General features: G+C 31.7%; 13 protein-coding genes. 9 read left to right on the top strand and 4 right to left on the bottom strand.

The window, feature by feature from the left end:
• Nucleotides 1–200: 200 nt before the first annotated feature.
• Entirely contained in the window at nucleotides 201–773 is a 573-nt protein-coding gene (locus OZP15_RS10410; RefSeq protein WP_269225384.1) for a glutathione peroxidase, read from the top strand.
• Between the two features lie 85 nt (nucleotides 774–858).
• Here the strand turns inward: OZP15_RS10410 and OZP15_RS10405 are convergent, their stop codons facing one another.
• Complete coding sequence (locus OZP15_RS10405; RefSeq protein ID WP_281336047.1) at nucleotides 859–1,809, bottom strand: tRNA dihydrouridine synthase; 951 nt, start codon at nucleotides 1,807–1,809, stop codon at nucleotides 859–861.
• Nucleotides 1,810–1,945: 136 nt separating this feature from the next.
• Nucleotides 1,946–2,443 (bottom strand): GNAT family N-acetyltransferase, encoded by a 498-nt coding sequence (locus OZP15_RS10400; RefSeq protein ID WP_269225382.1) that lies wholly within the window; start codon nucleotides 2,441–2,443, stop codon nucleotides 1,946–1,948.
• Between the two features lie 131 nt (nucleotides 2,444–2,574).
• Between OZP15_RS10400 and menD the strand changes: the two genes are divergently transcribed.
• From menD to OZP15_RS10360, 8 genes are all read left to right on the top strand, one after another.
• Nucleotides 2,575–4,236, top strand: a complete 1,662-nt coding sequence (menD, locus tag OZP15_RS10395) for a 2-succinyl-5-enolpyruvyl-6-hydroxy-3-cyclohexene-1-carboxylic-acid synthase (RefSeq protein WP_281336046.1) — start codon at nucleotides 2,575–2,577, stop codon at nucleotides 4,234–4,236.
• Between the two features lie 128 nt (nucleotides 4,237–4,364).
• Complete coding sequence (locus OZP15_RS10390; RefSeq protein ID WP_281336045.1) at nucleotides 4,365–6,140, top strand: hypothetical protein; 1,776 nt, start codon at nucleotides 4,365–4,367, stop codon at nucleotides 6,138–6,140.
• Between the two features lie 15 nt (nucleotides 6,141–6,155).
• A complete protein-coding gene (locus tag OZP15_RS10385; protein WP_281336044.1) occupies nucleotides 6,156–6,806 on the top strand; it encodes a hypothetical protein in 651 nt (216 codons plus the stop codon).
• Between the two features lie 34 nt (nucleotides 6,807–6,840).
• Nucleotides 6,841–9,285 (top strand): hypothetical protein, encoded by a 2,445-nt coding sequence (locus OZP15_RS10380; RefSeq protein WP_281336043.1) that lies wholly within the window; start codon nucleotides 6,841–6,843, stop codon nucleotides 9,283–9,285.
• Between the two features lie 115 nt (nucleotides 9,286–9,400).
• A complete protein-coding gene (locus OZP15_RS10375) occupies nucleotides 9,401–9,922 on the top strand; it encodes a DUF4251 domain-containing protein (protein ID WP_269225375.1) in 522 nt (173 codons plus the stop codon).
• Nucleotides 9,923–10,027: 105 nt separating this feature from the next.
• Entirely contained in the window at nucleotides 10,028–10,669 is a 642-nt protein-coding gene (locus OZP15_RS10370) for a hypothetical protein (RefSeq protein ID WP_269225374.1), read from the top strand.
• A 140-nt stretch (nucleotides 10,670–10,809) separates the two neighbouring features.
• On the top strand, nucleotides 10,810–12,072 hold the full coding sequence (locus OZP15_RS10365) for a BamA/TamA family outer membrane protein (protein ID WP_281336042.1): 1,263 nt from the start codon (nucleotides 10,810–10,812) through the stop codon (nucleotides 12,070–12,072).
• Between the two features lie 57 nt (nucleotides 12,073–12,129).
• Nucleotides 12,130–12,570: an META domain-containing protein gene (locus OZP15_RS10360; RefSeq protein ID WP_269225372.1), complete on the top strand. Its 441-nt coding sequence runs from the start codon at nucleotides 12,130–12,132 to the stop codon at nucleotides 12,568–12,570.
• Between the two features lie 43 nt (nucleotides 12,571–12,613).
• Here OZP15_RS10360 and OZP15_RS10355 read toward each other — a convergent pair whose 3' ends face one another.
• Together OZP15_RS10355 and OZP15_RS10350 are read right to left on the bottom strand one after the other, a co-directional pair.
• Entirely contained in the window at nucleotides 12,614–13,279 is a 666-nt protein-coding gene (locus OZP15_RS10355) for a spermidine synthase (protein ID WP_281336041.1), read from the bottom strand.
• A gap of 64 nt (nucleotides 13,280–13,343) precedes the next feature.
• Nucleotides 13,344–13,808: a helix-turn-helix domain-containing protein gene (locus OZP15_RS10350; RefSeq protein WP_269225371.1), complete on the bottom strand. Its 465-nt coding sequence runs from the start codon at nucleotides 13,806–13,808 to the stop codon at nucleotides 13,344–13,346.
• Nucleotides 13,809–13,962 lie beyond the last annotated feature (154 nt).

The following is a 13,962-nucleotide window of genomic DNA, read 5'->3' as shown; positions in this document are numbered from 1 at the left end:
AACATTTAATTCTCGTAAATAAATTTGACAGTTATAAATGTGGTTAATAAATTTAGATTGTTTTGTTTTTGTTAGATAGCAGCTGCTTCATGCTAATGGTTTGGAGTGGCTGTTATTGTTAAAAAAGATTATCAAAAATTTAGGAATCGTTCGTGTGATTAAGAAATCATTTTGCCTAATTTTATAAAAAAATAAATCCAATGAAGAACTTATTTATTATTGCTTGCGGAATTTTCCTTTTGATAAGCAATCCAGCTCAAAGTCAGAACAAAAAAAGTGCTACAGCAATGAAACCACAAACGATTTACCAATTTAAAGTAAAAGATTTATCAGGAGATACTTTTGATTTTGCTTCTTTAAAAGGAAAAAAAATTATGATTGTAAACACAGCTTCTAAATGTGGATTGACCCCACAATACAAGGAATTAGAAGCTTTGTACAAACAGTACAAGTCTAAAGGTTTTGTAATTATAGGTTTTCCTGCTAATAATTTTGGTTCACAAGAACCAGGAACCAACGAAGAAATCGCTTCTTTTTGCCAATTGAATTACGGTGTTAGTTTCCCGATGATGAGTAAAATTTCAGTTAAAGGAAGTGATATGAATCCTGTTTATCAATTTTTGACTCAAAAATCAAAAAACGGATTACAAGACAGCGAAGTAGGTTGGAATTTTCAGAAATATTTAATTAACGAAAAAGGCGTATTAGAAAAAGTAATATCCTCAAGAACTTTGCCTTCTGATCCAGAAGTTGTCAATTGGGTTAAAGGATAATTATAGAATAGATTTTTTACCATATAAGTCATATAAGTTCATTTAAGGTATTACTCTTATGTGAACTTATATGACTTATATGGTTTTAAATTTTCTCGTTCTTAAAAATACTAGCCACAGCTGCTTCATAATTTCGGATACTTTTGGCTTTTTTTATCTGTTTTAAAACTTTATGAGGATTTGAAAAAGTTTCTGAAAAATATTCCCATAAATGATACATTTTCAATAAAATATGGGTTTGTCCCGATAAGGATTCACTATAAATAGCATACAAAGTATCGTGAAAAGCACTGAATAATTCCATTTTGTTTTTCGGATATTCAGACGTATTATTTCTAATCATGCTGGGCAAAAAAGGATCTGATATTAATCCTCGTCCAATCATCCAGTGGTTAATCGTTGGGAAACGTTCCTGCATTTCGTGAAATTTTGCCACCGAAGTAATATCGCCATTATAATACAGTTTATGTTTAGTATTATCTATACATTGCTGAAAAGCATCCAAGTGCACGCCACCTTTATACAGTTGCTTGCCAATTCGGGCGTGAATGGCAATATTCTTAATAGGATAGTTGTCTAAAATCGGTAAAACATCCAAAATTTCTTCGGTAGTATCGTATCCCAATCGCATTTTCATCGAAACAATAATATCAGTTTCAGAATGCGCTCTGTCTAAAATATGATTGATTTGTTCGGTGTTTTTAATCAAACCCGAACCCATTCCCGATTTCGTTACCATTGGATAAGGGCAACCTAAATTCCAGTTCAATTCTTTGTAACCCAATTCTCGAACGTATTTGGCAACAAACAAAAATTCTTCGGCATCGTTTGTAATCACTTGTGGAATTACCTCTAAACCAATATTGTTTTCAGGAAGTAAATCTCTTTCATAAGAAGCTTTTATTACCAATTTTCCGTTCAATCGAATATAAGGCGAATAAAAAGTGTCAATTCCTCCAAAGAGTTTGTTTTGGGCATTTCTAAAACGAAAATCAGTAAATCCTTGTAAAGGCGAAGAGAGTAGGGTAAAGTCCATAGTTTTTGTAAAGCAGCAAAGATAAGGCATTCGATTTTTAAATAGAGTTGCAAATAATAAAACACCACAGATTCACAGATTTTAATTTAAAAGTTTTTATAAAATCTGCGAATCTGCGGCGTACTCCTTAATATAATTACTCCAAAATCAATTGCATAAAAACCGAATCTAGCCAACGGTCAAATTTAAAACCTGATTCTTTGATGATTCCCACGGTTTTGAAACCAAATTTCTCATGAAATTCTACGCTACTTTGATTTTCGGCATCGATAACGGCAATCATCGTGTGGAGTTTTTGTTTTCGAGCCAGAGAAATTAATTCTTGAAGTAATAATTTGCCAATGCCTTTTCCGTGAAAATTTTCGTTCACATATACCGAATGTTCTACCGTAAATTTGTATGCTTCCCGAAATCGAAACTCGCTATACATTCCAAAACCTACCACTTGATTATTATATTCAGCAACAATCACTGGAAAATTTTTATTTACTTTGTCTTCCAAAATAGTTTTTTGCTGTTCATAGCTTCGAATATTGTAATCATACAAAGCCGTCGAATGCAAAATATTGTGGTTGATGATGTCCAAAATAGCTTGGGTATCTTCGGTTTGATAAGGTCTAATTTGGATTTCCATTGTTTAAAATATTTCACTTCAAAAGTAAGAAAAAGTTGTTCGGATTGGATGAATTCAGTTGTCAAGTTTGTAACTTTGCTTTTCAGGTTTAGGTTGTAAAACTTCGAACCTCTAACTTCTAACTTTAAATAATGGTTTATCCTAAAATACCTTTGGCACAAAGTATCATCCAAATTTGTTTGTCTAAAGGAATCCAAAATATAGTAATTTCTCCCGGTTCAAGAAACGCACCTTTAACGATAGGTTTTGTCAATAATCCCGAATTCAATTGTTATAGTATTGCTGACGAGCGTTGTGCTGCTTTTTTTGCTTTGGGTATTGCCCAACAAATTCAGAAACCAGTGGCTGTGGTTTGTACTTCGGGATCGGCATTGTTGAATTATTATCCTGCTTTTGCGGAAGCTTTTTACAGCCAGATTCCACTGATTGTAATTTCGGCTGACAGACCACAAAGTAAGATTGATATTGGCGACGGACAAACGATTCGTCAGGAAAATGTTTTTCAAAATCATTCGTTGTATAACGCTAATTTAAACGAAGATGCTTCTGTTGAAAATGATTTGAAAATCAACGAAGCCATTAATGCCGCTTTTACTAAAAGAGGTCCCGTTCATATCAATGCACCTTTTGAAGAACCTTTGTATCAAACGGTTTCCAAATTGGATGTTGATGTAACAATTTCGACTTTTAGTAAAAAAAACAATAAAATTTCAATTGATGATTTAGATGAATTTACCAATATTTGGAACCAATCGCAAAAGAAATTAATTCTGGTTGGCGAAAACAAACCCAATACAATTGATGCTAAAATTATTGAGGCTTTAGCCAAAGATAACTCGGTTGTGGTGATGACAGAAACGACTTCTAATCTGCATCATTCTTCGTTTTTAAACAATATTGATACCATAATTACGCCTTTTACAGCCAAAGAATTTGAAGCATTTCAGCCTGATATTCTAATCACTTTTGGAGGAATGGTGGTTTCCAAAAGGATAAAAGCTTTTTTACGACAATACAAACCTGCACATCATTGGCACATTGATCCCTTGAGAGCTTACGATACTTATGGTTGTTTGACCAAACATTTTGAAGTTAATCCGAATATATTTTTCAATCAATTTTTGCCTTTTACGATTCCAATTGCGAGTGATTATTTTACGATTTTTGATCAAATTTCCATTTTAAGAGAGAAGCAACATCAGGAATATTTGGGAAAAATTCCTTTTTCAGATTTTAAGGTTTTTGAAAAAATAATTCCTTCTTTGCCTGAAAATTCGATGTTGCATTTGAGTAACAGTTCGGCTATTCGATATGCACAATTGATAGCCATAAAACCTTCGATTCAGGTTTTTTGCAATCGAGGTACTAGCGGAATTGATGGTAGCACCTCAACAGCTATTGGTGCGGCAGTTGCCAATGAAAGACCGACGGTTTTGATTGCGGGCGACATTGGTTTTTTGTATGACAGCAACGCTTTGTGGAACGAATACACGCCCAAAAACTTTAAAATTATTCTCTTGAATAATGGAGGAGGCGGCATTTTTAGAATTTTGCCAGGTCACGAAGAAACCCCTGTTTTTAATACATTTTTCGAAACCTCGCATTGCTTGACGGCGGAACATTTAGCCAAAATGTATGGTTTTGAATATAGCATTGCTAGTGATGAAAGTAGCCTAGAAAGTAGTCTAAAAGAATTGTATGCTCAAAATGAAAGACCAAGTATTCTTGAAATTTTCACACCTACGTTAGAAAATAATAAGATTTTATTACAGTATTTTAAGGAGTTGACATAAAATTATACTATTCTTGTTCTTGAAAGATTTTTCTTGGTATGATTGTTGATTTATTTTTTTAAGTTTAAATTAATAAGATTAATGTTAATTTTATTAAATTTTATTTTTTATCATAAATTGACTATTGTATGGTTAAGACTTTTATTGGGAACAAAAACTGCAGTTTGTTTTATTTTTTATGCTTTGTTTTAACTTTTGGTATTTTGCAAGCGCAAGAAAGCAAAGCCATTCCTGATGTCGAAAAAGTATATCTTCATACGGACAATTCCATCTATTTTTTAGGTGACGATTTGTTTTATAAGGCTTATAATGTATCTGCAAAAAACAACTTGCTTACTGATAATAGCAATATTTTATATGTAGAATTAATTTCTTCAGATCAAGAAATTATTGCCCGAAACAAGACCAATATCGAAATAGGTTTGGGACATGGTGACTTTAAATTAGTGGATTCCCTTGGCGTAAAACCAGGCGTTTATCAATTGAGGACTTACACTAATTATAATCGAAATTTTGGAGAAGATTTTGTGTTCAAAAAAAATATTGAAATTATAGATGTTTTCGAATCCAATTCTAAAACCATTGCAGAACAAAAAGCTGTTGAAAAAACTAATATTAAAAGAAAAAAGAAAACAGTTGTAATTGAAAAGCTCAATAGTTATAAAATCGATTTCTTTCCTGAAGGCGGTTCGCTTCTCGAAAATGTTTCCAGTATTGTTGGTTTTAAAGCGGTTGATAATGAAGGAAAACCAATAGAAGTCAAAGGAGATATTTACGATTCCGATAACCAATTGGTTGCTTCTTTTTCAAGCGTTCATGACGGAATGGGTAAATTTCAAATCATTCCTATGGAAGGAAAAAAGTATTATGCTAAAATTAAAACAGTAGAGGAAACTGAACTCCAACAAAATCTTCCAGAAGTTCAAAAAGTTGGCTATTTATTAAGTTATAAAGCTTTAAAAGGGAAAAACATTATTTCAGTATTGACCAACGAAGCTACTTTATTGCAAAATCCAAACGCAACTGTGACGGTGGTTTGCAAAGCAAAAGGAGTTGCTTGTTTAGAAAATACATTGGCAATAACTCAAACAATATCTTCTTTTGAATTAGAAAAAAATACCACTCCAGATGGCATAAGTCAAATTACATTATTCGATAGTATTGATAGGCCTCAAAGTGAACGATTAATTTACATTGAGAGTGAAAAGGATATAAACATATCACTTTCTACAGATAAAATAACTTATCAGCCTAATGAAAAAGCGATAATAAGTATTGTCTCCAAGACTAAAACAGGGGAAGCTAAATCAGGCAGTTTTTCTTTGAGCGTAACGGATAAAAACGGAATAGTGGAGGAGAAAGATTTTGATTCTAATATTTGTTCCTATTTCTTGATGGAATCCGATATTAGAGGAAAAGTAAATAATCCTGGCTACTATTTCGATACCACAAATCCCAAACGATTGGATCATTTAGAGAATTTACTTTTAACCCAAGGTTGGCGTGATTTTCTTTGGAAAACAACAACAAAAGCTACTGATACCATTCATTATGAAGCAGAAAAAGGATTCACCATAACGGGTAGAGTGAAACAAATTTTTAGTGATAAAGCAAAAGTAAACAATAGGGTTGGAATGGTTTTAATGAATAAAAAACATATCAATACTTTCAAGACATTTACAGATGCAACAGGGAAATTTAAGTTTGAAAATATCATGTTTTCGGATAAAACCGATATGCGTTTGAATTCAAGAGATGAAAAAGGAAAATTTAGAGGTGAAATCGTTTTAGATTCTGTGGGAAAATCACCTATGGCTATTTCTTTCAAAAAAGAACCAATTAATTGGCCGGAATCCACCCAAGCAATTGTTGATAATGTATTCAAAAAAATTACAGCTTATTGAGTACAATCAGAAAATATGTTGAAGGAAGTACGAGTTAAAGCCCAAAAGAAAAATTACGCTTTTGTTGGTTATGGAATACCCGATTATAAATATGTGATTGATAAAAAGGAAGCCATAAAGAAAAAAAATGTAGCTTATCTTATAGAGGATGAATGTTTTGGTGTTATTGCGCCTGACTTTGTTATGAATAGCTATCAATATTTTTATCTGAATTCAACTACTGGGATATTAATAGATGGATTTCTGGCAATCGAAGAGAATGAGTTGTTAGCAATAGCACCAGAAGATGTATTAAAAATAGAAGTTACAAGTGGAGTTGTGGTTGATGCATTATATGGAAAGTCTAGGGTTATTTCCGTTTTCACCAATGGTAATAGAAGTAAACTAGTGTATGATAGACTTCATGCTGTTAAAGTGAATATAGACGGATTTTATACCCCAAGAGTTTTTTACTCGCCAACACCTGATCAAGCTGAATTAGACTACAAATTAGAAGTAAGAAATACATTGTATTGGAATCCGTATGTGCATCCAGATAAAACAGGTAATGCAACTGTAAATTATTATAATACCAAAGTAGAAACTAAAGTAAAAGTGGCTTTGGAAGGCATTACTGCAACAGGAATTCCTGTGGTTAAAAATACTTATTACACGATTAAAAAATAAAAAAAAATATTGTTTACTATAAATCAAATACTATATGTTTAAGACTTTTATTGGGGCTAAAAATTGCCGTTTGCTTTGTTTTCTTGGTTTTGTTCTTTCATTAGGTTTTTTGCAAGCGCAAGAAATAAAAACCAATCCTGATGTTGAGAAAGTTTATCTCCACACAGACAATTCTATTTATGCTATTGGCGATGATTTGTTTTATAAAGTCTATAATGTTCGGGCTTCTAACAATATTCTTTTTGATAATAGTAATATTGTATATGTTGAATTAATTTCGTCAAATCAAGAAATAATTGCCCGAAACAAAACCAATATTGAAATAGGTTTGGGGCATGGCGATTTTAAATTAACAGATTCGATTGGTGTAAAACCAGGAGTCTATCAGCTACGAGCTTACACGAATTGGAATCGAAATTTTGGAGACCAATTTGTTTTTAAAAAGAATATTGAAATTATTGATGTATTCGAATCCAATTCTAAAGTTAATTCCACCAAAAAAGAAGACAAACGAGCCAAAAGTCAACCTCAAATCCAGCCTATAACTACTAATTCTCTAAATAATTATAAGGTTGATTTCTTCCCTGAAGGGGGTTCACTTCTGGAGAATGTTGCTAGTATTGTTGGTTTCAAAGCAGTGGATGCTAACGGAAGTCCAATAGAAATTACGGGCGATATTTTCGATTCCGATAATCAATTGATTACTTCTTTTTCTAGCGTTCACGATGGTATGGGGAAATTTCAAATCCTACCTATGGAAGGAAAAAAGTATTATGCAAAAATTAAAACTTTGCAAGGAGGAACACTTCAAGAAAATTTGCCCAATGTGCAAAAACAGGGTTATTTGTTGAGTTATAAAGCCTTGAAAGGTAGAAACATTATTTCAATTCTGACCAACCAAGCAACTTTATTGCAAAATCCAAATGCAGCAGTTACAGTTATTTGCAAAGCCAAAGGGATTTCTTATTTAGAAAATGGACAAACTATTACTCAAACCGTAACTTCATTCGAATTAGAAAAAAATGCCACTCCCGATGGTATAAGTCAAATTACTTTATTAGACAGTAATTCCAAACCTCACAGCGAGCGATTGATTATTATTGAAAAAGAAAAAGACTTCCAAGTAACAGTTGCTACCGATAAACCAATCTATAAACCCAATGAAAAAGCAATTGTAACAATTAGTTCAAAATCGAATGATGGAATGGCTAAATCGGGAAGTTTCTCTTTAAGCGTGACTGATACAAACGGAATAATAGAGGAGAAAGAGTATGATTCCAATATCTGTTCTTATTTTTTGATGGAATCCGATATTAAGGGCAAAGTACATCAGCCTGGTTATTATTTTGATATTAATAATCCCAAAAAATTAGATCATTTGGATAATTTACTCTTGACCCAAGGTTGGCGAGATTTTCTTTGGAAAACCATTCCAAAAGCTACTGACGGTATAAATTATATTGCTGAAAAAGGATTTACCATAACAGGTAGAGTAAAGCAAGTTTTTAGCGATAAGGCAAAGACAGATTATCGAGTAGGATTGGTTTTACTAAACAAAAAACACATCAATACTTTTAAGACAAAAACAGATTCAACGGGAAGTTTTAAGTTTGAAAACATTATGTTTTCAGATAAAACTGATATGAGTTTGAATTCAAGAGACGAAAAAGGAAAGTTCAAAGGAGAAATAGTTTTAGATTCCGTTGGAAATGCACCTGTAGCGGTTTCTTTTAAAAAAGAGCCTATTAATTGGTCGGAATCAACTCGAATTGTAGTGGATAATATTTTCAAAAAATATACTGCTTTCGGAGTAAAATCTGAAAATATGTTGAAGGAAGTAGAAATTAAGGTTCAAAATAAAAAATATACACCTGTACTTTACGGGATACCAGATTATAAGTACATGATAGATAAAAAAGAAGCAAAAAAGAAGAACAATGCTGCTGAACTTATTGAAGACCAATGTTTTGGAGTTATTCGCCCTAATTTTAGTATGGAAGTAAATTCTTATTTTGATCCCGAGTCAACATATCCTATGATATTAATAGATGGTAATCAAGCTTATGAAGCAGCTGAATTGATGACGATTGCACCTGAAGATATTATAAAAATTGAAGTTGCTAGTGGAAAGGCTGTTGAAGCTGTGTACGGAAGAGGGGTTGTCATTTCCGTTTTCACAAATGGAAATAGGAGTAAAATCATTAATGAATACTTTCATACTGTTAAAGTAAAAATAGACGGATTTTATACAGCACGTGTTTTCTATTCGCCAACACCCGAGCAAGCCGAGTTAGAAAATAAATTAGCGGTAAGAAACACCATTTATTGGAATCCGTACGTGCATCCAGACAAAACAGGTAATGCAACCGTAAATTATTACAATACCAAAGTAGAAACCAAAGTTAAAGTAGCGCTGGAGGGTATTACTGCAACAGGAATTCCTGTGGTTAAAAAGACTTATTATGAAATAAAAAAATAAGAGCAAATAACTCATTTTTTTGATTTTAAGAGGGTTATTTATTTAACTTAATATTAAACTTTGATTCTGTAATTTTGAAATTAGTAAGTATTTTTTAATCAATTATTTAAAAATTATGAAAAACAAAATTCAAAAACTTTCAATATTGTCTGTACTAGTTTCATTTCTATTTCTTTCGAAAGGAATGGCACAAGAACTAACCAAAAAAGAATTAAAACAAAAAGCTAGAGTAGAAAAACAAAAACAAACCCAACTTTTGATAGATTCTAAAGAATTTGTTTTTATAACCAATATGGCAACCCCGCAAAGTGGTAGGCTCATTAATTTGACTGAAGACTATAGCATCGAATTTAATGTAGATTCTATTAAGAGTGAGTTACCATTTTTTGGTAGAGGATTTAGTGGTATAGGTTATGGTGGCGATAACGGATTGCGATTCAAAGGAAAAGCTGAAAACTACCAAGTCGAAAAAACAAAAAAAGCAACTATAATTAAAGCTGGAGTGAAAGGGCAACAAGATTATTTCACACTAATGCTTTCCATATATGATAACGGAAGCGCGTATCTTTTTGTGAGTAGTAACAATAGAAGTACCATTTCTTTTAATGGTGAAATAAAAGCTGTTAATAAAAAATAAATTAAATAGTTGTCAAAAAAACATATTTTGGTTAAATAATTGATATGGAAAATAATAAGATTCAAAAAGTGTTTCAAAGGAATAAATAATTTAAAAAATGTAATTATGAAAATTAAAATAGCATTAGCAATTATAACAACAGTTTTGTTTGTTTCCTGCGGACCATCAACACAACTTACTAAAATGTGGTACAGTCCGACATTGACAACAGAAAAGGTAAAGGCTTACAAAAAAGTGTTGGTTATCGCTCAACTAAAAGACGAAACTTCCAGAAGAATTACCGAAGATAAAATTGTAGCATCTTCCTCTTTAGGTAATTTTATTCCATCTTATCAATATTTAAAACCAGACCAGCAGGATCAAAATTTAGTAGTATCTAGTTTGTTGAAAGATGGTATCGAAGGCATTATTCTGATGCGTTTGACCGATATAGAGAAAAGTACCTCTTATGTTCCTGGTAGTATGTATTATGGTGGTTGGGGTTTCGGTAGAGGCTTTTATGGCGGTTTTGGCGGATGGGGCTATGGCGGAATGGGTTTTGGTGGTGCTTTCGGAATGCCAGGTTATTACCAGCAAGACAAAACCTATTATGTAGAAACTAATCTCTATGATGTACAAACCAATAAATTACTCTGGGCAGGTACTACTTCAACAATTAATCCAACAAAAATTGATAAGACATTAGACAGTATTATCTTGGCTATTAAAACTGAACTCATTAAAACAGGACTTTTACAAAAAGAGTAGTTTTATTCTATTAAAACATTTTGACGCAGATTATAAACACAATTTAGGTTTATAATCTGCGTTTTGTTTTAAGTCAAAAATAATTGATTTTTAAAAATTAGGTATTGACTCCATTGTATATAATTGCATAAATTAGCAGCATGATATTTTTTATAAAAAGACGCTCCTTTGTTTTCAGTTTGTTGCTAATTGTTGCTATACAATATAGTATTTTGGCTCAAAATTCTATAGATTCGATAAGTAATTATTGTTCTGAAAAATCACTTCCGGAACTTTTTAAAAAAAGGGATTCAGTATTGGTTTTAAAACCAGCCAAAAACAATTTTTTTCTTATAATTCCAATTATTGGTTCACAACCAGCAACAGGTTTTGCTTATGGTTTTGTCTCTCAATATACTTTTAAAGGGAAAATGGAGAAGGATAAATATTCATCCGTCAATTTAGGAGCTACTTATACCGAAAAAAAACAGTTACTTCTTAATTTTAAAAATAGTGTAATGCTTAAAAATAATAAAATATTCTTAAGCGGTGACTGGCGTTTTTATATTTTTTCGCAAGCCAATTACGGATTAGGAACCGATGTAATTCCTCGAAATACCAAAGAAAATAATTTTGATTTAGAGTCCATAAAAGAACCCATGGATTATAATTATTTCAAGTTACATCAAACGGCCTCTTGGGAAATATGGAATAATTATTATGTAGGTGCGGGAGTACATCTGGACTGGTACACCACCATAACCGATAGAAATTTGGATGTGCCTAACAATCAGTTTACAAACCATTACAACTACAGTAAAAAGTATGGTTTTAATGAGAATGAATATTACGTAAATGGTTTCAGCCTGAATCTGTTATACGATTCAAGAGACAATCAAATTAATACTAATAACGGAATGTTTGCCAATATTAATTATCGAATTAATTCGGCTTTTAATAAGAATCAAAATGCTAGTAATGTGCTTTTTATGGAGTATCGTTATTTTTTACCATTGAGTAAAATCAATAAGCAACATGTTTTTAGTATTTGGGCAACAGGTCAATTTGTTACTGCAGGAACGCTTCCTTATCTGAATTTGCCATCCATTGGTTGGGATCAAAGAAGTAGAAGCGGCAAAGGATATACGCAAGGATTGTTTAGAGGACAACAATTGGTCAATTTTGAAGCCGAATACCGATTCCCAATTCTTTGTAGCAACCTAATCAGTGGCACTGTTTTTGGTAATTTTACGTCTGCGAGTGATAGAGATCAAAATATTCGATTATTTCAACACATTCAGCCTGCAGCGGGTGTTGGTTTACGTGTGTTAATAGACAAAGCCACTCGAACCAATTTGGTCTTAAATTATGCTTGGGGTCGAAAATCGAAAGCTTTTTATCTCAACGCAGGCGAAACTTTTTAAGATTAGTTTGAATTTTAACAGCTTTAATTTTACCATTAAAAAATAAAACCGAGATACATGAAATCAATTATTTTTTCACTAGCCATTTTTTGCATCACATTACTATCTTGTAATACTACAAAATCTATTGCTACTACTGACAATGGTTTACAAGGAACTTGGCAGCTCAACTACATTACTGGACCTAGAATAGCTTTCAATGGTTTGTATCCAGAGAAAAAACCAACTATTAATTTTGATTTAAAAGAAAATAAAATATCAGGAAATAATAGTTGTAATCAATATTTTGGGGCTTTACTTTTAGATGCAAATAAGATTAATTTCAAGGACGCTAAAATAGGCTCTACAATGATGGCTTGCCAGGGTTTAGGCGAAGCTACTTATATGAAAACTTTAGAAAAAGTGGATTCTTATTCCATTTCCAAAGATGGGAAAATCTTAAGTTTTATTTCAGGAAATATTGAAATGATGCGTTTCGAAAAAGTGATTTCGAAATAGTCTTTCAAATGAAATTTTCCAGTTTTTTTTATTGTAAATCACTTTAAAACAGTCCTTCAATAATTGTTAATTCATTTTTTTCTTCAACTTTATGTAGTTTAGTCACAACGTATTTTTTTTGATCAAAAGCGTTGAAAAAATTCAAATTCAATTGTTTTTGTTTGTCATTTAATACCATTGAGTTGAAAAGAATAAAACCTTTTGAATTTAATAAAAAACAAAGTCTGTCTGTAAAATGTTTTTCAAAAAGAAAACTTGGCATTGTCGAATCCTGAAAAACATCAATGATAATCAAATCGAATTTATCTTTGGTTTTTAGCACAAATTCAAAAGCGTCATCAATGATAATTTCTAGATTTTGAATTTTGTCTAAATGAAAATACTCATTTGCAATAGCGATTATGGCTTTGTCTATTTCGACACCTGTAATCTTGCCTTCAAAACGAATTTCGTCAACCAGGGTCTTTATTACACTTCCGCCAGCCACTCCAAGTACAAGGATGCTGTTCATGGCTTTTATCTTTTCAAAACCAATGTGTTTCAAGCCTTTTCTCAAAATGCGTTGTAGGCTTCCGTATGAATAATTAGTGTTCTTACTGTCTAAAACCAATTGCCCATCAGTCCAAGTGACTTCTAATGTTTGACTTATAGAAGATTTTTGTTTGTGAATGTTAAAAGGAAGTAGGTAACTACAGAGTTTTTTGAGCATTTGAAATTTGATTTATTTCAAATAAAGCGAATAAAATTGAATTTCAGAAGTGTTTCTAAAATAATTATTCTGAAGAGTAGGTTTTGAAAGTCCCATTTTTATAAAAAATTACAATTCGATCTATTTCGGAACTATTTTTTAGTTCGGTTGTGTTTTGAGATGTAGGTGTAGTTTTTTCTTGAATCCATTTTTCTGAACTAGGTAACTCTTCTGAAAACAAATTAACCGTTTTTTCATTACTAAATTCTTGAGCTGATTCGATTAAAGTTTGAGCAGGAGAGTGAGTTTCATTTTCTGTTTCTGATTTTGGAAAAGTTCCTTTTCCGTTCAAAACCCAATACAAATCTACTTCAGGAAAAACATCTAAAATTTTGAGAATAAAATCTAAACTAGGTTTGTTTCTGCCAGATAGTAAGTGGGATAGACTAGAACGTTGCACTCCAATTTTATCAGCAAAAGAAGAGGCGTTTAGTCCGTAATATTCTAATATGAACTCTAGTCTTTTTATAAAATCATCAGTGTTTACCATTGTGAAATGTTTTTGAAAACAAATAAGTTACAAATGTAATCAAAAAGCGATAGCAATCATATATTACAATTGTAAATTGTTAAATTATGGCTTATTTGTGTAAATTATAACTTTATATTTAATTATTTAAAATATTGATTTTTAGCAATTTGAT

The sequence above is a fragment of the Flavobacterium eburneipallidum genome (genome assembly GCF_027111355.2).
Taxonomy (GTDB): Bacteria; Bacteroidota; Bacteroidia; order Flavobacteriales; family Flavobacteriaceae; genus Flavobacterium; species Flavobacterium eburneipallidum.
Note: the sequence above shows the minus strand (reverse complement) of the source record. Positions and strands in the feature narration are given on the sequence as shown.

Bases quoted from the DNA above. Each gene is read 5' to 3' on its own strand.
- OZP15_RS10410 (WP_269225384.1), top strand. From the start codon at position 201: ATGAAGAACTTATTTATTATTGCTTGCGGAATTTTCCTTTTGATAAGC.
- OZP15_RS10405 (WP_281336047.1), bottom strand. From the start codon at position 1,809: ATGGACTTTACCCTACTCTCTTCGCCTTTACAAGGATTTACTGATTTT.
- OZP15_RS10400 (WP_269225382.1), bottom strand. From the start codon at position 2,443: ATGGAAATCCAAATTAGACCTTATCAAACCGAAGATACCCAAGCTATT.
- menD (WP_281336046.1), top strand. From the start codon at position 2,575: ATGGTTTATCCTAAAATACCTTTGGCACAAAGTATCATCCAAATTTGT.
- OZP15_RS10390 (WP_281336045.1), top strand. From the start codon at position 4,365: ATGGTTAAGACTTTTATTGGGAACAAAAACTGCAGTTTGTTTTATTTT.
- OZP15_RS10385 (WP_281336044.1), top strand. From the start codon at position 6,156: ATGTTGAAGGAAGTACGAGTTAAAGCCCAAAAGAAAAATTACGCTTTT.
- OZP15_RS10380 (WP_281336043.1), top strand. From the start codon at position 6,841: ATGTTTAAGACTTTTATTGGGGCTAAAAATTGCCGTTTGCTTTGTTTT.
- OZP15_RS10375 (WP_269225375.1), top strand. From the start codon at position 9,401: ATGAAAAACAAAATTCAAAAACTTTCAATATTGTCTGTACTAGTTTCA.
- OZP15_RS10370 (WP_269225374.1), top strand. From the start codon at position 10,028: ATGAAAATTAAAATAGCATTAGCAATTATAACAACAGTTTTGTTTGTT.
- OZP15_RS10365 (WP_281336042.1), top strand. From the start codon at position 10,810: ATGATATTTTTTATAAAAAGACGCTCCTTTGTTTTCAGTTTGTTGCTA.
- OZP15_RS10360 (WP_269225372.1), top strand. From the start codon at position 12,130: ATGAAATCAATTATTTTTTCACTAGCCATTTTTTGCATCACATTACTA.
- OZP15_RS10355 (WP_281336041.1), bottom strand. From the start codon at position 13,279: ATGCTCAAAAAACTCTGTAGTTACCTACTTCCTTTTAACATTCACAAA.
- OZP15_RS10350 (WP_269225371.1), bottom strand. From the start codon at position 13,808: ATGGTAAACACTGATGATTTTATAAAAAGACTAGAGTTCATATTAGAA.